Source organism: Clavibacter vidaverae (genome assembly GCF_047529985.1).
Classification (GTDB): domain Bacteria; phylum Actinomycetota; class Actinomycetes; order Actinomycetales; family Microbacteriaceae; genus Clavibacter; species Clavibacter nebraskensis_A.
On sequence record NZ_JBLJAM010000001.1, the window covers coordinates 135,166 to 158,803 of the forward strand.

At 70.8% G+C, this 23,638-nt stretch carries 22 protein-coding genes; 16 read left to right on the top strand and 6 right to left on the bottom strand.

What is annotated here, in order from left to right; genetic code table 11:
• Positions 1 to 118 precede the first annotated feature (118 nt).
• The 7 genes from ftsZ (at position 119) to dnaE (ending at position 8,316) form a co-directional block, all read left to right on the top strand.
• On the top strand, positions 119 to 1,258 hold the full coding sequence (gene ftsZ / locus ACMT9T_RS00635) for a cell division protein FtsZ (protein WP_045528255.1): 1,140 nt from the start codon (positions 119 to 121) through the stop codon (positions 1,256 to 1,258).
• On the top strand, positions 1,255 to 1,986 hold the full coding sequence (locus tag ACMT9T_RS00640; protein WP_414743791.1) for a YggS family pyridoxal phosphate-dependent enzyme: 732 nt from the start codon (positions 1,255 to 1,257) through the stop codon (positions 1,984 to 1,986). The genes ftsZ and ACMT9T_RS00640 overlap by 4 nt, the downstream gene beginning before the upstream one ends.
• A 48-nt stretch (positions 1,987 to 2,034) precedes the next feature.
• Entirely contained in the window at positions 2,035 to 2,532 is a 498-nt protein-coding gene (locus ACMT9T_RS00645) for a cell division protein SepF (protein ID WP_116055792.1), read from the top strand.
• A gap of 67 nt (positions 2,533 to 2,599) precedes the next feature.
• Entirely contained in the window at positions 2,600 to 2,899 is a 300-nt protein-coding gene (locus ACMT9T_RS00650; protein WP_414743792.1) for a YggT family protein, read from the top strand.
• 139 nt (positions 2,900 to 3,038) lie between these two features.
• Positions 3,039 to 3,692, top strand: coding sequence for a DivIVA domain-containing protein (locus tag ACMT9T_RS00655; protein WP_414743793.1), 654 nt, complete (start codon positions 3,039 to 3,041; stop codon positions 3,690 to 3,692).
• Between the two features lie 117 nt (positions 3,693 to 3,809).
• The gene (locus ACMT9T_RS00660; protein WP_414743794.1) at positions 3,810 to 4,727 is read left to right on the top strand and encodes an RluA family pseudouridine synthase; all 918 of its coding nucleotides are present in this window, start codon (positions 3,810 to 3,812) and stop codon (positions 4,725 to 4,727) included.
• Between the two features lie 127 nt (positions 4,728 to 4,854).
• Positions 4,855 to 8,316: a DNA polymerase III subunit alpha gene (gene dnaE / locus ACMT9T_RS00665; protein ID WP_414745842.1), complete on the top strand. Its 3,462-nt coding sequence runs from the start codon at positions 4,855 to 4,857 to the stop codon at positions 8,314 to 8,316.
• Positions 8,317 to 8,347: 31 nt separating this feature from the next.
• Here the strand turns inward: dnaE and ACMT9T_RS00670 are convergent, their stop codons facing one another.
• Complete coding sequence (locus ACMT9T_RS00670; RefSeq protein WP_414743795.1) at positions 8,348 to 8,863, bottom strand: flavin reductase family protein; 516 nt, start codon at positions 8,861 to 8,863, stop codon at positions 8,348 to 8,350.
• Positions 8,864 to 8,923: 60 nt separating this feature from the next.
• Here ACMT9T_RS00670 and hisD point away from each other — a divergent pair, with 60 nt between their 5' ends.
• From hisD to ACMT9T_RS00685, 3 genes are all read left to right on the top strand, one after another.
• Positions 8,924 to 10,228, top strand: coding sequence for a histidinol dehydrogenase (hisD, locus tag ACMT9T_RS00675; protein WP_414745843.1), 1,305 nt, complete (start codon positions 8,924 to 8,926; stop codon positions 10,226 to 10,228).
• 17 nt (positions 10,229 to 10,245) lie between these two features.
• Positions 10,246 to 10,716 carry a transcriptional regulator NrdR gene (gene nrdR / locus ACMT9T_RS00680; RefSeq protein ID WP_116055632.1) on the top strand — a complete coding sequence of 157 codons (471 nt, stop codon included), beginning with the start codon at positions 10,246 to 10,248 and terminating at the stop codon, positions 10,714 to 10,716.
• 62 nt (positions 10,717 to 10,778) lie between these two features.
• Positions 10,779 to 11,810, top strand: coding sequence for a quinone-dependent dihydroorotate dehydrogenase (locus ACMT9T_RS00685; protein ID WP_414743796.1), 1,032 nt, complete (start codon positions 10,779 to 10,781; stop codon positions 11,808 to 11,810).
• 33 nt (positions 11,811 to 11,843) lie between these two features.
• Here ACMT9T_RS00685 and ACMT9T_RS00690 read toward each other — a convergent pair whose 3' ends face one another.
• On the bottom strand, positions 11,844 to 12,437 hold the full coding sequence (locus ACMT9T_RS00690; RefSeq protein WP_414743797.1) for a DUF3043 domain-containing protein: 594 nt from the start codon (positions 12,435 to 12,437) through the stop codon (positions 11,844 to 11,846).
• Between the two features lie 40 nt (positions 12,438 to 12,477).
• Here ACMT9T_RS00690 and ACMT9T_RS00695 point away from each other — a divergent pair, with 40 nt between their 5' ends.
• The 6 genes from ACMT9T_RS00695 to ACMT9T_RS00720 all read left to right on the top strand — a co-directional run bounded on the left by ACMT9T_RS00695 (position 12,478) and on the right by ACMT9T_RS00720 (position 18,050).
• Positions 12,478 to 13,899, top strand: coding sequence for a dipeptidase (locus ACMT9T_RS00695; protein ID WP_414743798.1), 1,422 nt, complete (start codon positions 12,478 to 12,480; stop codon positions 13,897 to 13,899).
• Positions 13,900 to 14,031: 132 nt separating this feature from the next.
• Positions 14,032 to 14,394, top strand: coding sequence for an iron-sulfur cluster insertion protein ErpA (gene erpA / locus ACMT9T_RS00700; protein ID WP_012038530.1), 363 nt, complete (start codon positions 14,032 to 14,034; stop codon positions 14,392 to 14,394).
• A 123-nt stretch (positions 14,395 to 14,517) separates the two neighbouring features.
• Complete coding sequence (gene ctaC, locus ACMT9T_RS00705; RefSeq protein WP_414743799.1) at positions 14,518 to 15,429, top strand: aa3-type cytochrome oxidase subunit II; 912 nt, start codon at positions 14,518 to 14,520, stop codon at positions 15,427 to 15,429.
• A gap of 12 nt (positions 15,430 to 15,441) precedes the next feature.
• Positions 15,442 to 17,190, top strand: a complete 1,749-nt coding sequence (ctaD, locus tag ACMT9T_RS00710; protein WP_414743800.1) for an aa3-type cytochrome oxidase subunit I — start codon at positions 15,442 to 15,444, stop codon at positions 17,188 to 17,190.
• Position 17,191: 1 nt separating this feature from the next.
• Positions 17,192 to 17,608: a cytochrome c oxidase subunit 4 gene (locus ACMT9T_RS00715; protein ID WP_012038527.1), complete on the top strand. Its 417-nt coding sequence runs from the start codon at positions 17,192 to 17,194 to the stop codon at positions 17,606 to 17,608.
• A gap of 4 nt (positions 17,609 to 17,612) precedes the next feature.
• Positions 17,613 to 18,050 carry a GNAT family N-acetyltransferase gene (locus ACMT9T_RS00720; RefSeq protein ID WP_414743801.1) on the top strand — a complete coding sequence of 146 codons (438 nt, stop codon included), beginning with the start codon at positions 17,613 to 17,615 and terminating at the stop codon, positions 18,048 to 18,050.
• Positions 18,051 to 18,213: 163 nt separating this feature from the next.
• On the opposite strand, the gene ACMT9T_RS00725 is transcribed toward ACMT9T_RS00720, so the two are convergent.
• From ACMT9T_RS00725 to qcrA, 4 genes are all read right to left on the bottom strand, one after another.
• Positions 18,214 to 19,599 carry a PP2C family protein-serine/threonine phosphatase gene (locus ACMT9T_RS00725; protein ID WP_414743802.1) on the bottom strand — a complete coding sequence of 462 codons (1,386 nt, stop codon included), beginning with the start codon at positions 19,597 to 19,599 and terminating at the stop codon, positions 18,214 to 18,216.
• Positions 19,600 to 19,842: 243 nt separating this feature from the next.
• On the bottom strand, positions 19,843 to 20,655 hold the full coding sequence (locus ACMT9T_RS00730) for a methyltransferase domain-containing protein (protein WP_414743803.1): 813 nt from the start codon (positions 20,653 to 20,655) through the stop codon (positions 19,843 to 19,845).
• A gap of 221 nt (positions 20,656 to 20,876) precedes the next feature.
• Complete coding sequence (gene qcrB / locus ACMT9T_RS00735) at positions 20,877 to 22,511, bottom strand: cytochrome bc1 complex cytochrome b subunit (RefSeq protein ID WP_414743804.1); 1,635 nt, start codon at positions 22,509 to 22,511, stop codon at positions 20,877 to 20,879.
• The gene (gene qcrA, locus ACMT9T_RS00740) at positions 22,492 to 23,601 is read right to left on the bottom strand and encodes a cytochrome bc1 complex Rieske iron-sulfur subunit (protein ID WP_414743805.1); all 1,110 of its coding nucleotides are present in this window, start codon (positions 23,599 to 23,601) and stop codon (positions 22,492 to 22,494) included. The genes qcrB and qcrA overlap by 20 nt, the downstream gene beginning before the upstream one ends.
• Positions 23,602 to 23,638 lie beyond the last annotated feature (37 nt).

A 23,638-nucleotide genomic window follows, 5' to 3' on the forward strand; every position in this document is an offset into this window, starting at 1 on the left:
CACGCGGCACGGGAGTCGTGTCGCCGACCCCGAGCCCCCTAACGTCGGGATCAGGAAATGCATACTGAGTAAACTCTAAGCCTCCACCGGAGGTCGAAGGTTCTAGCGGAGGCCCGTCGTGTCGAACAACCAGAACTACCTCGCCGTCATCAAGGTCGTCGGCATCGGCGGTGGCGGCGTCAACGCCGTCAACCGCATGATCGAGCTCGGTCTGCGGGGCGTGGAGTTCATCGCGATCAACACCGACGCGCAGGCCCTGCTCATGAGCGACGCCGACGTCAAGCTCGACGTCGGCCGCGAGATCACCCGCGGCCTCGGCGCCGGCGCCGACCCCGAGGTCGGCCGTCGCGCCGCCGAGGACCACGCGGAGGAGATCGAGGAGGCGCTCGCGGGCGCCGACATGGTCTTCGTCACCGCGGGCGAGGGCGGCGGCACCGGCACCGGCGGCGCGCCCGTCGTGGCCCGCATCGCGAAGTCGATCGGCGCGCTCACCATCGGCGTCGTCACGAAGCCGTTCGGCTTCGAGGGCAAGCGCCGCTCGGCGCAGGCCGAGCTCGGCGTCGCGACGCTGAAGAACGAGGTCGACACGCTCATCGTCGTCCCGAACGACCGCCTGCTGGAGATCAGCGACCGCGGCATCAGCATGCTCGAGGCCTTCGCGACCGCCGACCAGGTGCTCCTCGCGGGCGTCCAGGGCATCACGGACCTCATCACCACGCCCGGCCTCATCAACCTCGACTTCGCCGACGTCAAGTCGGTCATGCAGGGCGCGGGATCCGCGCTCATGGGCATCGGCTCCTCGCGCGGCGCCGATCGCTCGATCAAGGCGGCCGAGCTCGCGGTGGCGTCGCCGCTCCTCGAGGCGAGCATCGAGGGCGCGCACGGCGTCCTCCTCTCCATCCAGGGCGGCTCGAACCTCGGCATCTTCGAGATCAACGACGCGGCCAAGCTCGTGCAGGAGGCCGTGCACCCCGAGGCGAACATCATCTTCGGCGCGGTCATCGACGACACCCTCGGCGACGAGGTGCGCGTCACCGTCATCGCCGCGGGCTTCGACGGCGGCGAGCCGGCGTCCAAGGTCGAGAATCGCCGCAGCGGCTTCGTCGCCGCGGGCGGGGGAGCGGTCGCCGCTCCCGAGGCCGTCGAGCAGGCGCCCGCGCGCCCGCAGGCGGAGGCGCCCGTCGCGTCCGTCCCCGCGAGCGACCCGACGTTCGAGGACGACGGCGACGACCTGGACATCCCCGACTTCCTGAAGTGACGGACGCTCCGCTCACCGGCGGCGCGCACGCGTCGGACGCCCACCCCGGCGAGGCCCATCCCGGCCTCGCCGAGCGGTGGGCGTCCGTGCAGGCGCAGGTGGCCGACGGGATCCGCGACGCCGGCCGCGCCCCGGACGAGGTCACCACGATCGTCGTCACCAAGTTCCAGCCGGTGTCGCTCCTGGACGCCCTCGTCGAGCTCGGCGTGCGCGACCTCGGCGAGAGCCGCCACCAGGAGGCGCAGGGCAAGGCCGCCCAGCTCGAGGGGCGCGGCGTCGCCTGGCACTTCGTCGGCCAGCTGCAGGGCAAGAAGGCCCGGCAGGTGCGGCGCTACGCGTCCGTGATCCACTCCGTCGACCGCCCCTCCCTCGTGGACGCGCTGGCGTCCGACGAGCAGACGACGCGCGTGTTCCTCCAGGTCAACCTCACCGACGACCCGGCGCGCGGCGGCGTCGCGCCCGCGGAGGCGGAGGCCCTCGCGGAGCACGCCGCGGCCGCGGCCGGCATCGACGTCCTCGGCGTCATGGCCGTCGCGCCCGACGACGGCGAGCCCCGCCGCGCGTTCGCGCGCCTGCGCGGCATCTCGGACGACGTGCGCCGGATCCTGCCGGATGCCCGCGCGATCTCCGCCGGCATGTCCGGCGACCTCCGCGAGGCGCTGCTCGAGGGCGCGACACACCTTCGGATCGGATCGGCAATCACGGGAAAGCGACCCGGCGGCCCTTAATGTCGGGAGTGCGGTCCGGTTCGTCAGGCCGACCCGGAAAGAGGAATGATGGCCAACCCACTTCGCAAGACCATGGTGTACCTGGGACTCGCCGACGAGGAGCTCGAGTACCAGCAGCAGCAGCAGCCCGCGCAGCAGCAGTCGCCCGTGCAGGCGGTCCCGTCGCCCGCCCCGGCTCCCCAGCAGCAGCCGCAGGCGAAGCGCGCACCCGTGACCCCCCTGCACAAGAGCTCGACCACCACAAGGAATGCGGCGCCGGCTGAAATGAACGAGATCCTCACCGTCCACCCCAAGGCCTACAAGGACGCGCAGGTCATCGCCGAGAACTTCCGCGAGGGCGTGCCCGTCATCATCAACCTCTCGCAGATGACGGACGACGACGCGCGTCGCCTCATCGACTTCGCGAGCGGCCTGTCGATCGGCCTCTACGGCAAGATCGAGCGCGTGACGAGCAAGGTGTTCCTCCTGTCGCCGTCGCACGTCGCGGTCTCCGGCGAGCAGTCGGCCACCGACGCCGAGGTCGAGGCCTCCTTCTTCGGACGCTGATCCACCGAGCCCCCGAGATGGCGGGCGCCGACGGGACCTCCCATCGGCGCCCGCCATACTTGTGTCCGTGATCATCGTCAACATCGTCGCCACCGTCCTGTGGTTCGCCCTCCTGGCGTTCATCGTCTGCATGTGGGGCCGGTTCGTGCTCGACCTGGTGCAGTCGCTGTCGCGCCAGTGGCGTCCGCGCGGCGCGATGCTCATCGTCGCCGAGGCGTCGTACACGGTGACCGACCCGCCCATCGGCTTCGTCCGCCGCCTGATCCCGCCCCTGCGCCTCGGCCCGGTGGCGCTCGACTTCGGCTGGATGATCACGATGCTGGTCGCCATCATCCTGTTCAACGCGACGCGCTACTTCATGGCCTGACCCGCCGCTCCCCGATCCGCGGATCGCGCTCCGGGTCCCCGGAGCGACGCGTTCCGCTGGTAGCGTTGGGTCGCACGTTGTCCCGAATCCCCGTCCGCTCGCGCGGACCCCGCTCTACGCACAAAAGAGGTGGCAGGCCATGGCTCTCACTCCTGAAGACGTCGTCAACAAGCGTTTCCAGCCGACCAAGTTCCGCGAGGGATACGACCAGGACGAGGTCGACGACTTCCTCGACGAGGTGGTCGTCGAGCTGCGCCGCCTCCACCAGGAGAACGAGGAGCTGCGCCAGCGCCTCTCGTCCGGTGACTCCGCCCCCGCCGCGACCGCCCTCATCGACACCCCCGCGCCCGCCGCGGTCGAGCAGGCCCCCGTCGTCGCGGAGCCCGAGCCCACCCCCGAGCCCGAGCCTGCCCCGGCTCCCGTCGTCGCCCAGGCGCCCGCCGCCCCCGCGGTCGACGAGGACGACGAGACCTCCAGCACCAGCAGCCTCCTCAAGCTCGCCCGCAAGCTCCACGAGGAGCACGTCCGCGAGGGCATCGAGAAGCGCGACGCGCTCGTGGCCGAGGCGCACGCCACCGCCGCCCGCATCGCCGCCGAGGCCGAGGCCGAGCAGCGTTCGAAGACCGCCGTCCTCGAGAAGGAGCGCCAGGTCCTCGAGGGCCGCATCGACGAGCTCCGCACGTTCGAGCGCGAGTACCGCACGAAGCTCAAGGGCTACATCGAGGGCCAGCTCCGCGAGCTGGACTCCGCCGGATCCACCGAGGCGCCCGCCACCGCCTCCTTCGGCAACTAGCCCGCACCACCCGCGCGCCCGACGGCGACGCGGGACCCGGCTCCTCGGAGCCATGGGGTCCCGCGTCGCCGTCGTCGTCCTGCCGCCCGCCCGTCCCGCACCGGAAGAGGTCACCCGATGGAGCACCGCACCCTCCCCGTCCCCGACGGGCTCGACGGGCAGCGCGTCGACGCCGGCCTCGCGCGCCTGCTCGGCTTCTCCCGCAGCTTCGCCGCCGAGGTGGCGGAGGCGGGCGGCGTCACGCAGGACGGCCGCGAGGCCGGCAAGTCCGACCGGCTCGTCGGCGGGTCCATGCTCGCGGTGAGCTGGCAGCCCAAGCAGGAGCCGTCGGTCGTCCCGCTCGCGGTCCCCGACCTCGGCATCGTGCACGACGACGACGACATCGTCGTGGTCGACAAGCCCGTGGGCGTCGCCGCGCACCCCAGCGTCGGCTGGACCGGCCCCACCGTGCTCGGCGCGCTGGCCGCCGCCGGCTTCCGCCTCAGCACCTCGGGCGCCGAGGAGCGGCAGGGCATCGTGCACCGGCTCGACGCCGGCACGAGCGGTCTCATGGTGGTCGCGAAGACCGAGCGCGCGTACACGGAGCTCAAGCGCCAGTTCCACGACCGCGAGGTCGAGAAGGTCTACCACGCGGTCGTCCAGGGGCATCCGGATCCGCTCGCCGGCACCATCGACGCGCCCATCGGCCGTCATCCGCGCAGCGACTGGAAGTTCGCCGTCACGGCCGACGGCAAGCCGTCGGTCACGCACTACGAGACGCTCGAGGCCTTCCGTCGCGCGGCGCTGCTCGAGGTGCACCTGGAGACGGGCCGCACCCACCAGATCCGCGTGCACATGGCGGCGCAGCGCCACCCCTGCGTGGGCGACGCGATGTACGGCGCCGACCCCACGCTCTCCGCCCAGCTGGACCTCCACCGGCAGTGGCTGCACGCGATGCGGCTCGAGATCACGCACCCCGCCACGGGCGATCGCGCGTCGTTCTCGAGCACGTACCCGGCCGACCTGCAGCACGCGCTCGACGTGCTCCGCGACTGACGCGCGACACGCCCGCGAGGCCTCCCGGGGCCTGCCTATGATGGCCACACCGTCGATCGACCAGTAGAAGAGACCCGTGCCCCGCAACGACTCGTTCGTCCACCTCCACGTCCACAGCGAGTACTCGATGCTCGACGGAGCGGCCCGCGTCGGCCCCCTCGTGCAGGCCGCGGCCGAGCAGGGGATGCCCGCCGTCGCGATCACCGACCACGGCAACGTGTTCGGCGCGTTCGACTTCTGGAGGCAGGCGAAGAACGCGGGCGTGAAGCCCATCATCGGCACCGAGGCCTACATCACGCCGGGCACGCACCGCGGCGACCGCACGCGCGTGCGCTGGGGCGACGGCGGCCGGGACGACGTCTCCGGATCCGGCGCCTACACGCACCTCACGATGCTCGCCGAGACGACCGAGGGCATGCACAACCTCTTCCGGCTGTCGTCGCGGGCGTCCCTCGAGGGCTACTACTTCAAGCCCCGCATGGACCGCGAGCTCCTCAGCACCTACGCGAAGGGCCTCATCGCCACCACGGGCTGCCCGTCCGGCGAGGTGCAGACCCGCCTCCGCCTCGGCCAGTACGACGAGGCCGTGAAGGCCGCGAGCGACTACCGCGACATCTTCGGGGCGGGCAACTACTTCTGCGAGATCATGGACCACGGCCTCGGCATCGAGCGCCGGATCATGAGCGACCTCCTCCGCCTCGCGAAGGACCTCGACCTCCCGCTCGTCGCCACGAACGACCTCCACTACACGCACGAGCACGACGCGACGAGCCACGCGGCGCTCCTGTGCGTCCAGTCCGGCACCACGCTCGACGACCCGAACCGGTTCAAGTTCGACGCCGACGAGTTCTACCTGAAGACCGCGCAGCAGATGCGGCACCTCTTCCGCGACCACGAGGAGGCGTGCGACAACACCCTGCTCATCGCCGAGCGGTGCGACGTGCAGTTCAACGAGTCCGCGAACTACATGCCGCGCTACCCGGTGCCCGAGGGCGAGAGCGAGCAGACCTGGTTCGTCAAGGAGGTCGAGCGCGGCCTCGTCCGGCGCTACCCGCGCGGCTTCTCGGATGACGTGCGCAAGCGCGCCGACTACGAGGTCGGGGTCATCGCGCAGATGGGCTTCCCGGGCTACTTCCTCGTCGTCGCCGACTTCATCAACTGGTCCAAGGAGAACGGGATCCGCGTGGGCCCCGGCCGCGGATCCGGCGCCGGTTCGATGGTCGCGTACGCCATGGGCATCACCGACCTCGACCCGCTGCAGCACGGCCTCCTCTTCGAGCGGTTCCTCAACCCCGACCGCGTCTCCATGCCCGACTTCGACGTCGACTTCGACGACCGTCGCCGCGGCGAGGTCATCCGCTACGTGACCGACAAGTACGGCGACGAGCGCGTCGCGCAGATCGTCACGTACGGCACGATCAAGGCCAAGCAGGCGCTCAAGGACTCCAGCCGCGTGCTCGGCTACCCGTTCTCCATGGGCGACAAGCTCACCAAGGCCATGCCGCCCGCGATCATGGGCAAGGACATCCCGCTGTCCGGCATCCTCGACACCGAGCACCCGCGCTACCGCGAGGCGGGCGACTTCCGCGAGGTGCTCGCGATGGACCCCGAGGCGCAGAAGGTCTTCGAGACCGCGCAGGGCATCGAGAACCTCAAGCGCCAGTGGGGCGTGCACGCGGCCGGCGTCATCATGTCGAGCGAGCCGCTCATCGACATCATCCCGATCATGAAGCGGGAGCAGGACGGCCAGATCGTCACGCAGTTCGACTACCCCGCGTGCGAGTCGCTCGGCCTCATCAAGATGGACTTCCTGGGGCTCCGCAACCTCACGATCATCGACGACGCGCTCAACAACATCGAGTCCAACCGCGGCGAGAGGCTCGTGCTCGAGGACCTCGGGCTCGACGACCAGGGCGCGTACGACCTGCTCGCCCGCGGCGACACGCTCGGCGTCTTCCAGCTCGACGGCGGGCCCATGCGCTCGCTCCTGCGCATGATGAAGCCCGACAACTTCGAGGACATCTCGGCCGTCATCGCGCTGTACCGCCCCGGCCCCATGGGCGCGAACTCGCACACGAACTACGCGCTGCGGAAGAACGGGCTGCAGGAGATCACCCCCATCCACCCGGAGCTCGAGGAGCCGCTGCGCGAGGTGCTCGGCACCACGCACGGCCTCATCGTGTACCAGGAGCAGGTCATGTCGGTGGCGCAGAAGCTCGCGGGCTTCACGCTCGCGCAGGCCGACCTCCTCCGCCGCGCGATGGGCAAGAAGAAGAAGTCCGAGCTCGACAAGCAGTTCGCCGGCTTCTCGCAGGGCATGACCGACAACGGCTACTCGATGGCCGCGGTCAAGGCGCTGTGGGACATCCTCCTGCCGTTCTCCGACTACGCGTTCAACAAGGCGCACTCGGCGGCGTACGGCGTGGTCTCCTACTGGACCGCGTACCTCAAGGCCCACTACCCGGCCGAGTACATGGCCGCGCTCCTCACGAGCGTCGGCGACTCCAAGGACAAGATGGCGCTCTACCTCAACGAGTGCCGGCGCATGGGCATCAAGGTGCTGCCGCCGGACGTCAACGAGTCCATCGGCTTCTTCGCGGCGGCCGGCGCCGACATCCGGTTCGGCCTCGGCGCCGTGCGGAACGTCGGCGCGAACGTGGTCGAGGCGCTCCGCGGGGCGCGCACCGAGCAGGGCGCGTTCGAGTCCTTCGACGACTTCCTCAAGAAGGTGCCGCTGCCCGTCGCCAACAAGCGCACGGTCGAGTCGCTCATCAAGGCCGGCGCGTTCGACTCGCTGGGGGACACCCGGCGCGCGCTGCTCGAGGTGCACGAGGGCATGATCGACGCCTCCGTCAGCGACAAGCGCGCGGCCATGAACGGCCAGGTCGGCTTCGACTTCGACAGCCTGTGGGACGAGCCGCAGCACGCGCGCAAGGTGCCCGAGCGTCCGGAGTGGGCGAAGCGCGACAAGCTCGCGTTCGAGCGGGAGATGCTCGGCCTCTACGTCTCCGACCACCCGCTCGCCGGGCTCGAGATCCCGCTCGCGAAGCTGGCGTCCACGGGCATCGCCGAGCTGCTCGCGACCGACGCGTCGATGGACGGGGAGACGGTCACGCTCGCGGGCCTCCTCACGAGCGTCCAGCACCGCACCGCCCGCAACTCGGGCAACCAGTACGGCATGGTGCAGCTCGAGGACTTCGGCGGCGAGATCACCTGCATGTTCATGGGCAAGGCGTACCAGGAGTTCGCGCCGGCGCTGCAGAGCGACACCGTCGTGGTGATCCGCGGGCGGGTGTCCACGCGTGACGACGGCATGAACATCCACGCGTTCTCGATGTTCCAGCCCGACCTCGGGCAGAGCCTCGGGTCGGGACCGCTCCTCATCAGCCTCGCGGAGAACCGCGCCACGACCGAGACGGTCATGGGCCTCAACGACGTGCTGGTCCGCCACGCGGGCGACACCGAGGTGCGGCTGCAGCTCGTGAAGGGCGACAACGGTCGCGTCTTCGAGATCCCCTACCCGGTCACGGTGAGCGCGGACCTCTACGGCGAGCTCAAGTCGCTGCTCGGCCCGAACTGCCTGGGCTGATCCGCGGCCCGAACCTGCCGGGCGCCCGCGTTCAGGCGTCGGCGCCCGGCCGCAGGTAGCGACGCGCGTGGTAGACGAGCGGCTCGTCGTCCACGCCGGCGCCGCCGTCCTCGACGCGCACGACGACCACGATCGCGTCGTGCACGTGCACCCGCTCGACGATCCGGGCGACGAGGAGCGCGGTACCGCCCGCGAGCACCGGTAGGCCGTGCGGGCCGGGGGACCAGTGGTCCCCGGCGAAGCGCTCGGCCGCCGGTCCGCTGAGGCGCTCCGCGAGGTGCCGGTCGCGCGCCCCGAGCACGTGGATCGCGACGTGGTCGGCCACCGCGAGTGCCGCGGCGCTCGACGCGGTGCGGGCGAGGCTGAAGCTCGCGAGCGGCGGATCCGCGGAGACGGAGGCGAGCGAGGTCGCCGTGAAACCGACGGGGGAGCCCTGGGCGTCACGCGAGGTGACGACCGCGACGCCCGCGGCGTGCCGCCGGAACGCGGCGCGGAAGGCGGCCTGGCCCGGGGCCTCGGAGAGCGTGGTGGCGGGGTGCGCGTCCATGCCGGTGACGCTAGCCGCCGGATCCGCCCGGCGCCCGCTCGGTAGACTTCCGGAGTCATGATGCGCATCCAGGACCTCCGCGGCACCACGCCCAGCACCGCCGACCTGCTCGACCTCCTCCCGCGTCCGGTCACCGACGTGGCCGTCGCGCTGGACGTCGCCCGCGAGCTCGTGGAGGACGTCCGCACCCGGGGGAGCGCCGCGCTCCTCGACCAGGCGGAGCGGCTCGACCGCGTGCGCCCGGAGTCCCTGCGCGTGCCCGCCGAGGCCATCGCCGCGGCCGTCGACGCCCTCGACCCCGCGGTCCGCGGCGCGCTCGAGGAGGCCATCCGCCGCGTCCGCCTCGGCTCGGCGGCGCAGGTCCCGCCCGAGACCACGACCACGGTCGTCCCCGGCGGCACCATCGTGCAGCGCTGGCAGCCCGTCCGCCGCGTCGGCCTCTACGTGCCCGGCGGCAAGGCCGTCTACCCGTCGAGCGTCGTGATGAACGTCGTCGCCGCGCAGGTCGCCGGCGTCGCGAGCATCGCGCTCGCGTCGCCCGCGCAAGCCGCGCACGGCGGATCCGTGCACCCGGTCATCCTCGGCGCCGCCGGCCTCCTCGGGGTCGACGAGGTCTATGCCATGGGCGGCGCGGGGGCGATCGGCGCCTTCGCGCACGGCGTGGCCGACATCGGCCTGGAGCCGGTCGACGTCGTCACCGGCCCCGGCAACATCTACGTCGCCGCCGCCAAGCGCGTCGTCCGCGGCGTCACCGGCATCGACTCCGAGGCCGGCACCACCGAGATCCTCGTCATCGCCGACGCCCGGGCCGACGCCCGGCTCGTCGCCGCCGACCTCGTCAGCCAGGCCGAGCACGACGAGATGGCCGCGTCCGTCCTCGTCACCGACTCGCCCGAGCTCGCTCGCGCGGTCGACGCCGAGGTGGAGGCGCTGGCCGCGACGACCGGCCACTCGGCCCGCGTCGGCCAGGCGCTCACCGGCCCGCAGTCCGCGATCCTCGTGGTCGACGACCTCGCGACCGCCTGCCGCTACAGCGACGCGTACGGCCCCGAGCACCTCTCCGTGCAGACCGCCGACCCGGACGCGCTGCTCGCCCACCTGCACAGCGCGGGCGCGATCTTCCTCGGCCCGCACTCGCCCGTGAGCCTCGGCGACTACCTGGCGGGATCCAACCACGTGCTCCCCACGGGCGGCCAGGCGCGCTTCGGCTCGGGCCTCGGCGCCTACACGTTCCTCCGCCCGCAGCAGGTCGTGCGCTACGACGCCGACGCGCTGCGCGAGGCGGAGCCGATGATCGTCGCGCTCAGCCGCGCCGAGGACCTGCCGGCGCACGGCGACGCGGTGACGGCCCGCCTCCGGGGCTGACGTATCCTGGGCACACGATGTTCTGCCCCTTCTGCCGCCACCCCGACTCCCGCGTCGTCGACTCCCGCACGAGCGACGACGGCCTGTCGATCCGCCGGCGCCGGCAGTGCCCCGAGTGCGGCCGCCGCTTCAGCACCACCGAGACCGCGAGCCTCAGCGTGATCAAGCGCAACGGGGTCGTCGAGCCGTTCAGCCGGGAGAAGATCGTCACCGGCGTCCGCAAGGCCTGCCAGGGACGGCCGGTCACCGACACCGACCTGGCCGTGCTGGCGCAGCGCGTCGAGGAGGCGATCCGGGCCACCGGCGCATCGCAGATCGAGGCGAACGACATCGGCCTCAGCATCCTGCCGCCCCTGCGCGAGCTCGACGAGGTCGCGTACCTCCGCTTCGCCAGCGTCTACCAGGGCTTCGACTCGCTGGACGACTTCGAGGCGGCCATCGCGCAGCTGCGCGTCGCCCACGCCGCGTCCCCCGACGCCGCGGTCTGACCGCGCGGGCCGGCCGCTCGAGGCCGCCGGCGGCCGTCCGCGCAGGCGCTAGCCTGGTGAAGATGTATCCCCTCCTCTTCCGCACGGTCCTATCGCGCATGGACCCGGAGGACGCCCACCACCTCGCGTCCACGGCCATCGCCCTCCTCCCGCCGTCCGGCTTCGGCTGGATCGCCCGACGGCTGACCGCGCCGGATCCGTCGCTCGCGGTCGACGCGCTGGGCTTGCGCTTCCCGTCCCCGTTCGGCGTCGCCGCGGGCTTCGACAAGGACGCGCAGGCCGTCCTCGGGCTCGGCCAGCTCGGCTTCGGCCACGTGGAGGTCGGCACGGTCACGGCCGAGGCCCAGCCCGGCAACCCGCGCCCGCGCCTGTTCCGCCTCATCGAGGACCGCGCCGTCATCAACCGCATGGGCTTCAACAACGGGGGAGCGGCGGCCCTCGCCGACCGCCTCCGTCGCCTCCGGGCGCGACGGGATCGACCCGTCATCGGCGTCAACATCGGCAAGACCCGCGTGGTCGCCGTCGAGGACGCCGTGGCCGACTACGTGCGCACGACGCGCCTGGTCGCGCCCGCCGCCGACTACCTGGCCGTCAACGTCAGCTCGCCGAACACGCCGGGGCTGCGCGGGCTGCAGGAGATCGAGCTGCTGCGGCCGCTCCTCACGAGCATCCGCGACGCGGCGGGCGGCGTGCCGGTGCTCGTCAAGATCGCGCCCGACCTGCAGGACGCCGAGGTGGAGCGCATCGCGGAGCTCGCGACCGAGCTCGGCCTCGCGGGCGTCATCGCGACCAACACCACGCTCTCCCGCTCGGATCTGCGCACGGATGCGCGCGTCGTCGAGGCCGCGGGCGCGGGAGGCCTCTCGGGTGCGCCGCTGGCGTCCCGCTCGCTCGAGGTGCTCGCGATCCTGCGCCGCGCGCTGCCCGAGGACGCGTGCGTCATCTCCGTCGGCGGCGTGGACACGGCCGAGGACGTGCAGGCGCGGCTCGACGCGGGCGCGACGCTCGTGCAGGGGTACACGGCGTTCCTCTACCGGGGGCCGCTGTGGGCCCGGTCCGTCAACGCCGGGCTGCTGCGGATCCGGCGCCGCTGAGGCATCGCGCCTCAGCCGCGCATCGCGCGGGGATCAGCCGAAGGTGACCTTCTCGCGGCGCTTCACCTGCGGCTTCGGGAGGCGCATCGGGCGCATCTGGATGGTGCGCATGCCCGTGTACCAGCGGATCCCGCGCTCGACCCGGTCGGCCCCGACGCGCTCCGCGATGGCGGCGCGCACGCGGCGGCCGGTGAAGTACGCGTCGATGATGGCCGCGAGGACGAAGACGTAGATCGACAGCAGCGGGATGGCCGAGAGGTTCGGCAGCACGAAGGTGAGCACCACGACGACGCCCATGACGGGCAGCAGCAGCTCGCCGACGCTCCAGCGCGCATCCACGACGTCGCGGGCGTAGCGCTTCTGCGGGCCCTTGTCGCGGACGGGCAGGTAGCGCTCGTCGCCCGCGGCCATGCCGGCGTTCGCGCGGGCGCGCGCCTCGCGGGCCTTCTCCTTGGCCTGCTGCGCCGCCAGCTTGCGGTCCTGCGGCACGAGCGGGCGCAGGTTCGCGGCCTCCCGCTCCCGACGGGTCGGGGTGGGGCCCTTCTTCCCGTCGGCCGTGCGGCCGTCGACGGGCGCCGGGGCGCTCGTCTCGGAGGGGGTCTCTGCGGGGGTGTGCTGCTTCGCCACGTCTCTCGTCCTTGCCTGGAGTGAATCTAAGATTACCTGCATGACGCCTCCCGACACCTCCGCAGACGCCGTGACCGCACCGGACCAGGAGGCCGTCGACCGGCTCGCCGCGGCCGTCGCGGGCGGGCTCCCCACCACGATCGCCGACCTCTCGGCCCTGGTGCGCATCCCCTCCGTCTCCTGGCCGGCCTTCGACCCGACCCACGTCGCGGCCAGCGCCGACGCCGTCGCGGGACTGCTCGCCGGGCTCGGGGTCTTCGACGACGTCTCCGTCCACCGCGCCACCACGCCCTCGGGCGACGACGGGCAGCCGGCGGTCCTGGCGACGCGCGCCCCGCGGAACGGGAAGCCGACGGTCCTCCTCTACGCGCACCACGACGTGCAGCCGCCCGGGGCCGACGAGCACTGGGAGACGCCGCCCTTCGAGCCGACCCTCCGCGGCGACCGCCTGCACGGTCGCGGCGCCTCGGACGACAAGGCCGGGATCATGACGCACGTCGCGGCCATCCGCGCGCTCGTCGAGGCGGAGGGCGACGACCTCGACCTCGGCCTCGCCGTCTTCATCGAGGGGGAGGAGGAGGCGGGATCACGCTCCTTCTCCGACTTCCTCGCGAAGCACCACGACGCGCTCGCGGCCGACGTGATCGTCGTCGCCGACAGCGACAACTGGGACGTGGACACCCCGTCCATCACCATCGCCCTGCGCGGCAACGTCACGTTCCGCCTCACGGTCCGCACGCTCGACCACGCGTCGCACTCCGGCATGTTCGGCGGCGCCGTCCCCGACGCGATGATGGCGGCCGTCCGCCTCCTCGACTCGCTCTGGGACGCCGACGGCTCCGTCGCCGTCGCGGGCCTCACGAGCACCGAGATGGAGACGCCCGAGTACGACGACGCGCGCCTCGCCGAGGAGGCCGCGCTCCTGCCCGGCGTCTCGCCGGTCGGCACCGGGCCGATCCTCACGCGCCTGTGGGCGCAGCCGTCGATCACCGTCACGGGCATCGACGCCCCCTCGGTCGCCAACGCGAGCAACACCCTGCTCCCCGAGGTGTCCGTGCGCATCAGCGCCCGCATCGCGCCCGGGCAGACGGCGGCCGACGCGTACCGCGCGCTCGAGGCGCACGTCGAGGGGCACCGCCCCTTCGGCGCGCACGTGGAGATCAGCGACGTCGACCAGGGCGACCCCTTCCTCGTCGACACGACGGGCTGGGCCATGGCCGAGGCGACGGCCGCCATGACGGCCGGCTGGGGCCGCGCGCCGGTGCAGGCGGGGATCGGCGGGTCCATCCCGTTCATCGCCGACCTCGTCGAGGCCTTCCCCTCCGCGCAGATCCTGGTGACCGGCGTCGAGGACCCCGACACCCGGGCGCACAGCCCGAACGAGTCGCAGCACCTCGGCGTGCTGCAGCGCGCCATCCTCAGCGAGGCCGTCCTCCTCTCGCGCATCGCCCGCCGCGACTGAGCGCGTCCGTCCCGCGGGGTCCCGACCGGATCCCCGCGGGACGGCGGGAACACCCGGGTGACTCCCGCGGTTGCACGACGTAGACTCCACCGGAGTCGCCCGACCGCAGATCCCACCACCCGAGGAGTGCTCATGACCGACACCACGCTGACCGAGACCGCCCAGGCGGCCCACCGCGTCGGACTCACGGACACCGCGGCGAGCAAGGTGAAGAGCCTGCTCCAGCAGGAGGGCCGCGAGGACCTCCGCCTCCGCGTCGCCGTCCAGCCCGGCGGCTGCTCCGGCCTCATCTACCAGCTCTACTTCGACGAGCGCGAGCTCGACGGCGACGCCACGGTCGACTTCGACGGCGTCGAGGTCATCGTCGACAAGATGAGCGTCCCGTACCTCGACGGCGCGACGATCGACTTCGAGGACACCATCCAGAAGCAGGGCTTCACCATCGACAACCCGAACGCCGGCGGCTCGTGCGCGTGCGGCGACTCGTTCCACTGACACATGGAGCGGTAAGCGATCTGGCCCCGGGAAACCGGGCGTCGAACAGGGAGTCGTCCTTCGGGCGGCTCCCTGTCGCGTAGGGTGGAACCCGTCACATCCGGTTCTTCGAAGGGTCTGCACGTGCGCTTCACTCGCCGTCAACGTTGGCTGACGATCCCCGTCGCCATAGGCATCTCGGTACTCCTCGCGGGGTGCACGCAGCAGCAGCTCCAGGGCTTCCTCCCCACCGAGGCCGGCACGACGAACCACGTCGACTCGGTCATCGGCCTGTGGGTCACGGCGTGGATCGTCCTCCTCGCGGTGGGCGTCCTCACCTGGGGCCTCACCATCTGGGCCGCGGTCGTCTACCGCCGCCGCAAGGGCCAGACCGGCCTCCCGGTGCAGATGCGCTACAACATGCCGATCGAGATCTTCTACACGATCGTGCCCCTCATCCTCGTGCTCGGCTTCTTCGCGTTCACCGCCAAGGACCAGGCCGCCATCGAGGCGCGCTTCGACAAGCCCGAGGTCAAGGTCCAGGTCTTCGGCAAGCAGTGGGCCTGGGACTTCAACTACCTCGGCGGCGAGACCGAGGCCGGACAACCCATCGAGGGCGGCGCCTACGAGCAGGGCGTCCAGGCCGAGGACGACCCGAACGGCCCCCAGGGCTCCATCGACAAGGACAAGCTCCCCACGCTGTACCTGCCGGTCAACACCAAGGTCGAGCTCGAGCTCAACACCCGCGACACGCTCCACTCCTTCTGGGTCGTCGACTTCCTGTACAAGAAGGACCTCATCTCCGGCAAGACGAACTACATGACGTTCATCCCGGAGAAGGAGGGCACGTTCATGGGCAAGTGCGCCGAGCTCTGCGGCGAGTACCACTCCCTCATGCTCTTCCAGGTGAAGGTCGTCTCCATCGACGAGTACAACGCCTACATCGAGAAGCAGAAGGCGGCCGGCTTCGCCGGAGACCTGGGCAAGGACTACGACCGCCTGCAGAACCTCCCCGGCACCGACGTGCCGGCCACCACCGAGTCGTCCGAAGAGTAGGGCAGCAGAAACGTGACATCGACCCTCAACCGTCCCACCGCCGCGATCCCCGCGGGTCAGGCGAAGGTCCTCGACGGCAACGGCAAGGCCGAGCGTCGTGGCAACGTCGTGGTCAACTGGATCACCTCGACCGACCACAAGACGATCGGGTACCTGTACCTCATCACCTCGTTCCTCTACTTCTGCCTCGGCGGCGTGATGGCCCTGGTCATCCGCGCGCAGCTCTTCGAGCCGGGCCTGCACGTGGTGGAGACGAAGGAGCAGTACAACCAGCTCTTCACCATGCACGGCACGATCATGCTGCTCATGTTCGCGACGCCGCTGTTCGCGGGCTTTGCCAACGTGCTCATGCCGCTGCAGATCGGGGCTCCCGACGTCGCGTTCCCGCGGCTGAACGCGTTCGCGTACTGGCTGTTCAACTTCGGCTCGCTCATCGCGGTCGCCGGATTCCTCACCCCGGCCGGCGCGGCCTCGTTCGGATGGTTCGCGTACGCGCCGCTGTCGAGCACGACGTTCTCGCCAGGCCTGGGAGGCAATCTCTGGGTGATGGGCCTGGCGCTCAGCGGATTCGGCACCATCCTCGGCGCCGTGAACTTCGTCACGACGATCATCACGATGCGCGCCCCCGGCATGACCATGTTCCGCATGCCGATCTTCACGTGGAACATCCTCGTGACCTCGATCCTCGTGCTGATGGCCTTCCCGGTCCTCGCGGCCGCGCTGTTCGGCCTCGGCGCCGACCGCATCTTCGACGCGCACATCTACGACCCGGCCAACGGCGGCGCCATCCTCTGGCAGCACCTCTTCTGGTTCTTCGGGCACCCCGAGGTCTACATCATCGCGCTGCCGTTCTTCGGCATCGTCTCCGAGGTCTTCCCGGTCTTCAGCCGCAAGCCGATCTTCGGGTACAAGACCCTCGTGTACGCGACCATCTCCATCGCGGCCCTCTCGGTCACGGTATGGGCGCACCACATGTACGTCACCGGCTCCGTCCTGCTGCCGTTCTTCTCGCTCATGACCATGCTCATCGCGGTCCCCACCGGCGTGAAGATCTTCAACTGGATCGGCACGATGTGGCGCGGCTCGGTCACGTTCGAGACGCCCATGCTGTGGGCCATCGGCTTCCTGATCACGTTCACGTTCGGCGGCCTGACCGGCGTCATCCTGGCGTCGCCCCCGCTCGACTTCCACGTCTCCGACACGTACTTCGTCGTCGCGCACTTCCACTACGTGGTCTTCGGCACCGTCGTGTTCGCCATGTTCTCGGGCTTCTACTTCTGGTGGCCCAAGTGGACGGGCACGATGCTCAACGAGCGCCTCGGCAAGGTCCACTTCTGGCTGCTGTTCGTCGGCTTCCACACCACGTTCCTCATCCAGCACTGGCTGGGCGTCATGGGCATGCCGCGTCGCTACGCGACGTACCAGCCCGAGGACGACTTCACGTGGATGAACCAGCTGTCGACCATCGGTGCCGGCATCCTGGCGCTGTCGATGATCCCGTTCTTCCTGAATGTCTGGATCACCGCGCGCACGGCGCCCCGCGTCACCGTGAACGACCCGTGGGGCTACGGCCGCTCGCTCGAGTGGGCGACCTCGTGCCCGCCGCCGCGTCACAACTTCACGTCCATCCCGCGGATCCGCTCGGAGGCCCCGGCCTTCGACCTGAACCACCCCGAGGCCGGCATCCCCGTCGGCATCGGCCCGGCGAAGGACGCTCCCGACGCCGCGACCTACGACATCTCCAGCGACAAGGTGAAGTGACGTGCGCGCCAATAGGAACCTCTTCTACGTCCTCGCGGTCTTCTTCGTCATCGCGGCGGCCGCGTACACGATCTGGCACCTCATCGACCAGAACACGGTCGAGTGGGTCGGCACGCTGGCCATCGCCCTCTCGGGTGCGCTTGCGGCGTTCATCGGGTTCTTCGTCGCCCGCCTCTACGCCGCGCAGAACGGCGAGCTCCCGGAGGACCGCAGCGACGCCAACGTCGACGACGGCGATCCGGAGCTCGGCTTCTTCAGCCCGTGGAGCTGGTGGCCCGTGATCCTCGCCGCAGGTGCCGCGTCCGTGTTCCTCGGCCTCGCCGTGGGCATCTGGATCGCGATCATCGGCGGCGGGCTGGCGATCATCGCGCTCGTGGGCTGGACCTACGAGTACTACCGCGGCTACTTCGCCCGCTGATCCCATGGTCGACATCCGGCACGCGCAGGCCTCGGACGGGGACGCCGTCTTCGCCCTCTGCCAGCAGCTCGACATGATCAACGCCCCGGCGACGCGGGACGACTTCGACGTCACGTTCTTCCACATCCTCCGCGCGAACAAGGACGTCGGCCGCGACGTCCTGCTCGTCGCGGAGGACGGCGGACGGGTCGTCGGGTACGCGTACCTCGTCGTATCGCGGCTGCTCTATGCGGGTGGGCTCAGCGCCCACCTCGAGGAGCTGGTCGTGGATGCCGGCGCACGCAGCGGCGGGACGGGGTCCGCCCTGGTCCGCGCGGTGGAGCGCCTGTGCGGCGACCGCGGCGTCGGTCAGATCACCATGAGCACGCGCCGCGCCGGCGAGTTCTACAAGCGCCTCGGCTACGAGCGCACCGCGGAGTTCTACAAGAAGCTCCTGCGGTAGCTCGACGATGCACCACCACGATGCCCGGTCCCCCTGAGGGGCCGGGCATCGTCGTCGTCGGGCGGGCCGCGTCCTCGGGCATCATCCGTCGACGCGACGCCTCCGCTGAAGGCGCGCACGGGATCCCGAGGGCGGGGCCTCCCGGTGTCCGAGAGGCCGAGCGTCAGCTGGTCGTCCGGCGTATGGCGACCACGGTGACGTCGTCCGGCGGCGTCGTGGCGGCGGCCAGGCGCGTGAGGCTGTCGACGGCCGCGAATGCGGTCGGTCGCGCGGCCATGGCGGTCTGGGCAGCTAGATCCATCGAGTCGAGCGTGCCGTCGAAGAGATCGAGGACGCCGTCGCTGCAGATGAGCAGCAGGTCGCCCGGCTCGAGCCGCACCGACGTCGTGTCCCACTCCTGCGTCCCCAGGGCTCCGAGCGGCAGGTTGCGCGATGGGATGGGTTCCCGCGTACCGTCGGCGCGGCAGATGATGCCGAGGCCGTGGCCCGCGTCGACGAGGTCGATCTCCCCGGTCCGGGCATCGAGCCGGAGGTGCAGCAGGGTCACGAAGGCGTCGTTCACGTCGAGGTCGGACTCGACGATGCGGTCCACCACGGACATGGTGCGAGCCGGGTCGTGCGCGGGCGAGGCGACGCGCAGGGAGGCCCGGACCGTGGCCGCGATCATCGCCGCTCCGACGCCCTTGCCCATGACGTCCGCCAGCGTGACCACGAGCCCGACGGGCGTGCGCTGCCAGTCGAAGAAGTCGCCGCTGACGTCGCCGCTCGGGACGCACGCGCCGGCGATCTCGTAGCCGGGCAGGTCCGGGACGGTCTGGGGCAGCAGCCGGCGCTGGACGCCCCCTCCGTCCACGAGCTCCTGGCGGGACCGGGCGGCACGCGCGGCGAAGGTCCTGGCCACCTGCTCGCCGCTCAGGGAGGCCATGCTGAACGACACCACGACCAGGAGGATCAGGGTGATGAGGGTCGTGGACGGCGTCCCGAACCACGCGGTGAACAGGTCGCTCCGCTGGCCGGCCGCGACGAAGACGACGAGGCGGACGGCGTAGTAGGCGGAGAGCGCGCCCGAGGCGAGGATGAGCGGCCACCGTGTGCGCGAGTGGCCGGCGTCGAGGAGGGCGAGCTCCCCTGTCGAGAGCCCGATCAGGGTGGCCATGAGGGCCAGGTAGAGCGCGCCGCCGGACCAGTCGTTGGTCGCGGGGGAGTCCGCGCATGACAGCGCCACGATGGCCGCGGCGGGGGCCACGACGAGCCACCACGGCGTGCCCCGACCTCGGAGCGAGCGGCTGCCCATCCAGACGGATGCCGCCCCCGCGACGATGAGCCCGTTCCCGAGCGGGTTGCCCCATACCTGCGCCGGGGTGCCGTCCTGCAGGTACGCGAGGGATCCGCCCATGAACAGCGCCAGCGCGGCGCACCACCAGAAGCTGAAGGGTGACCTCGTGCTGCGGTGCGTGACGAGCGCGAACAGGAGGAAGAGCGTGAGGGTCGTCACGCCGAAGGCGACGCGGAGCGTGAGCGAGTCGAGCACGGGCTGTCCCTGATCCACGGGTCGGGCCGGATCGGCGATCCGCAGGGACCGACCGTTCGCGGGAGCGAGGCCCCCGCCGGGGAGCGTCGACGCCGAGGGAACCGCTTCCCCCCGGACAGCAGCACTATGACACTCCTTACGCTAGCCGCTGTGGGTGGGGATTCGGCGTGCGATGAATAGCGCCCACGATGCCGGGATGTGCCGGGAGCTCGGGCGCACACCTGGGCGACGCGGGAGAAGCGCCGTCACCCTGCGGCGCCGTCAGGCGGTGGCGGACAGCTCGCGTCGGCGGAGCACGTGGATCATGACGTCGATCGTGATGTCCTGCAGGCCCGCAGCGTCGATCGACGGTTCGGCTGTCATCCCGGTGGGGAGAAGTCGCTGCTGCGCACCGGCATGGTGGGCGGACGGCCCCATGCCCAGCAGCAGGGCGACGTCGTCATCCGACAGCGGCAGGACGCGTCGCACGCGCGTCTCCGACACCGCGGCGAAGAGGGGATCGGCCGCTTCCAGGATCCGCTCCCTCTTGTCCTCCTGGACACCGACGGCACGACCGGATGCCCGCAGCTCCCTGAGGTGCTCCGAACCGGCCGCGACGATGACGACGCGGCCATCCGCAGCGAGCACGCGGTGGAACTCCGGCAGGTTGCGCGGCGCGAAGATGTCGAGGACCAGGTCGACCGCGCCATCACGCAGAGGCAGCGACGCCCAGGTGTCGGCGACGAGACCGTCCACGTCCGGACGACGGCGCACCGCGATCGCGACGGCCGCGGGGGAGAGGTCGGCGGCGAGCCCCGTCGAGCCGGGAAGGTGATCGAGCACAGCGCGCAGGTAGTGGCCCGTGCCGCAGCCAGCGTCCAGGACGCGCAGGCCCTCGCCCTCGTCGGTTCCCGCCGGGCCGGAGGGCCGAGATGCCTCGGCGTCTCCGACGGCCCTGAGGAGGGCATCGACGATCGGCTGGTAGTGGCCGCGGTCCAGGAACCGACCTCGAGCGGCGAGCATCTCCGCCGTGTCCCCGACCACGCGCGTCCCCGGCGCGAGGAGCGTCGCGTACCCCCGCTTGTTCGCGTCCACGGAATGGCCTCGTGCGCAGCGGAGCACGAGCGGAGGCAGGGCCTGCAGCTCCTCGGCGCACACGGGACACCGGAGCCACGACGCGAGCCTGGCGAGATCCACGGGTGCTCCTCGAGGCGCGATGGGTTCCACGGATGGGCGGACGCACGAGAGCCGGTCCGACGTGATGCCGGACCGGCTCTCGGTGCTCGTCCGCGGTTCAGGGCGGACGGAGGTGGTGCTTAGTGGTGGTCGCCGTGGCTGCGCTCGACGTCCTTCGTGGTGACCGGGGAGATCCGGTCCTCGAAGAACCACTTCGACAGCGCCGCGCGGGCCCGCTGGTTGACCGTGATGCGTCCACGGCTGTCCGGGCGGATCATAAGCGGCTTGTAGTCGTCGAAGCTGACGAGGCGCCAGCGCTCGTACTCGTCGAGCTGCTCGTGCACCTCGATGAACTCGCCGCCGGGTAGCTTCACGATGCGGCCCGACTCGACGCCGTGGAGGGCGATCTCGCGGTCCTTCTTCATGAGCGCCAGGCAGATGCGCTTCGCGACCTGGTAGGCGATGACCGGTCCGAGGATCAGCAGCGCCTGCAGCGTGTGGATCACGCCCTCCATCGACACCTTGAAGTGAGTGGCGATGAGGTCGGAGCTCGCGGCGGACCAGAGGACCGCGTAGAACGTGACGCCAGCGGCGCCGATCGCGGTGCGCGTCGGGGCGTTGCGCGGGCGGTCGAGGATGTGGTGCTCGCGCTTGTCGCCCGTGATCCACGCCTCGATGAAGGGGTAGAGCGCGACCAGCACGATGAACAGGCCCAGGACCGTGATCGGCAGGATGATGTTGAACGAGAACGTGTGGTCGAGTAGCACGAACTCGAGTCCCGGCGGGACGAGGCGCAGGGCGCCGTCCGCGAAGCCGATGTACCAGTCGGGCTGTGTTCCCGCCGACACCGGGGACGGGTCGTAGGGGCCGTAGTTCCAGATCGGGTTGATCGTGAAGAACGACGCCATGACCACGATCACGCCGAAGACGACGAAGAAGAAGCCGCCGGCCTTGGCCGCGAACGTCGGGAGCACCGGCACGCCGACCACGTTCTCGTTCGTGCGGCCGGGCCCGGCGAACTGGGTGTGCTTGTGCACGACCACGAACAGGAGGTGGAGCGCGAGGAACGCGACGAGGATCGCGGGCAGCAGCAGGATGTGCAGCGTGTAGAGCCTCGGGATGATGTCGGTGCCCGGGAACTCGCCGCCGAAGAGGAGGAACGAGATCCACGTGCCGATCACCGGGATGCCCTTGACCATGCCGTCGATGATCCGCAGGCCGTTGCCGGAGAGCAGGTCGTCGGGGAGCGAGTAGCCCGTGAAGCCCTCGGCCATCGCGAGGATGAACAGGACGAAGCCGATGAACCAGTTGAGCTCGCGCGGCTTGCGGAACGCACCGGTGAAGTAGATGCGGAGCATGTGCAGGCCGATGGAGGCCACGAACAGCAGGGCCGCCCAGTGGTGGATCTGCCGCATGAGCAGTCCGCCGCGGATGTCGAACGAGATGTCGAGCGACGACGACATGGCCACGGACATCTCGACGCCCTTGAGGGGCGCGTACGAGCCGGCGTAGTGCGTCTCCGCCATCGAGGGGTCGAAGAAGAAGGTGAGCCAGGAGCCCGTCAGCAGGATGACGACGAAGCTGTAGAGCGCCACCTCGCCGAGCATGAAGGACCAGTGGTCCGGGAAGATCTTCCGCCCGAACTCCTTGACGGCGACGCTGACGCTGGTGCGCTCGTCGAGGTAGGTCGCGGCGGCAGCGGTGAGGCCGCCCCCGCTCTTGGCGGCGGGCGCGGTGGCACCCGTCGTGGTCGGATCAGCTGTTGTAGTCACCACGACGCTCCCAGAAACTCGCCCCTACGGGCTCGGTGAAATCACTCTGTGCAATGAGGTAGCCCTCGTCGTTGACGGCGATGGGCAGCTGCGGCAGGGGCCGCTTGGCCGGTCCGAAGATGACCTCGCAGTGGTTGGTCACGTCGAACTGGGACTGGTGGCAGGGGCAGAGCAGGTGGTGCGTCTGCTGCTCGTAGAGCGCCACCGGGCAACCCACGTGCGTGCAGACCTTGGAGTAGGCGACGATCCCGTCGTAGGACCAGCCCTTGCGCTCGGGCGTCTCGACGAGGTCCTCGGGGCGCAGGCGCATGAGCAGCACCGCGGCCTTGGCCTTCTCCTCGAGCTTGCCCTCCTCGAGCTCCATGAGGGAGGCGGGGATGACGTGGAAGGCGGATCCGATCGTGACGTCCGACGCCTTGATGGGCGTGCCGGAGGGGTCGCGCGTGAGGACCTCGCCCTTCTTCCAGAGCGTGTGGCTGAGGGCCGACGCGGGCTCCTCGGCGCTTCCCGGGTAGAGGTCGCGGAAGAGGATGACGGCGGGCAGCGGGAAGGCGACGAGCGCGCCGATGAGGCTGTTGCGGATGAGCGAGCGACGACCGAAGCCGGACTCCTCGTTCGCCTGCGCGAAGATCTCGACCGCGCGTGCCTGCGTGGCGGGGGAGCCGCCCTGCGGGTGACGCTCGTCGATCAGCTCGTGGTCGCTCATGAGCGCCTTCGACCAGTGGATGGCGCCGATGCCGAGGCTGAGCAGCGCGAGCGCGATGCCGATGCCGAGGAACAGGTTGTTGAGCCGGACGCTGCCCGGGTCGTCCGCGTAGATCGGGAAGCCGAAGTACGCGCCGATGGCGAACACGCTGCCCACGATCGACAGGTAGAACCAGGTGTAGACGACGCGCTCGGCCGTCCTCGCCTTCTTCGGGTCCTTGTCGGTGACGCGGAGGCGGTGCTCCGGGAAGCCGGGGTTCGCGAAGGCGTCGCGCGTGGCGACGGCGGTGCCGCCGGGCAGCACGACGTCACGGCCCGGGGACTCGAGCTCGCCGGCGTCGTAGCCCGCGGGGACGACGCCCGACTCGTCCTTATCGTCGTGTGCCATGTGCGTGCCTCTCCTGTGATCTGGTGCGGGTCATCGA

Bases quoted from the DNA above. Each gene is read 5' to 3' on its own strand.
- hisD (WP_414745843.1), top strand. From the start codon at position 8,924: ATGCGCATCCAGGACCTCCGCGGCACCACGCCCAGCACCGCCGACCTG.
- dnaE (WP_414745842.1), top strand. From the start codon at position 4,855: ATGCTCGACGGAGCGGCCCGCGTCGGCCCCCTCGTGCAGGCCGCGGCC.
- ACMT9T_RS00670 (WP_414743795.1), bottom strand. From the start codon at position 8,863: ATGGACGCGCACCCCGCCACCACGCTCTCCGAGGCCCCGGGCCAGGCC.
- ACMT9T_RS00660 (WP_414743794.1), top strand. From the start codon at position 3,810: ATGGAGCACCGCACCCTCCCCGTCCCCGACGGGCTCGACGGGCAGCGC.
- ACMT9T_RS00645 (WP_116055792.1), top strand. From the start codon at position 2,035: ATGGCCAACCCACTTCGCAAGACCATGGTGTACCTGGGACTCGCCGAC.
- qcrA (WP_414743805.1), bottom strand. From the start codon at position 23,601: ATGGCACACGACGATAAGGACGAGTCGGGCGTCGTCCCCGCGGGCTAC.
- ACMT9T_RS00655 (WP_414743793.1), top strand. From the start codon at position 3,039: ATGGCTCTCACTCCTGAAGACGTCGTCAACAAGCGTTTCCAGCCGACC.
- ACMT9T_RS00720 (WP_414743801.1), top strand. From the start codon at position 17,613: ATGGTCGACATCCGGCACGCGCAGGCCTCGGACGGGGACGCCGTCTTC.
- nrdR (WP_116055632.1), top strand. From the start codon at position 10,246: ATGTTCTGCCCCTTCTGCCGCCACCCCGACTCCCGCGTCGTCGACTCC.
- erpA (WP_012038530.1), top strand. From the start codon at position 14,032: ATGACCGACACCACGCTGACCGAGACCGCCCAGGCGGCCCACCGCGTC.
- ACMT9T_RS00695 (WP_414743798.1), top strand. From the start codon at position 12,478: ATGACGCCTCCCGACACCTCCGCAGACGCCGTGACCGCACCGGACCAG.
- ACMT9T_RS00685 (WP_414743796.1), top strand. From the start codon at position 10,779: ATGTATCCCCTCCTCTTCCGCACGGTCCTATCGCGCATGGACCCGGAG.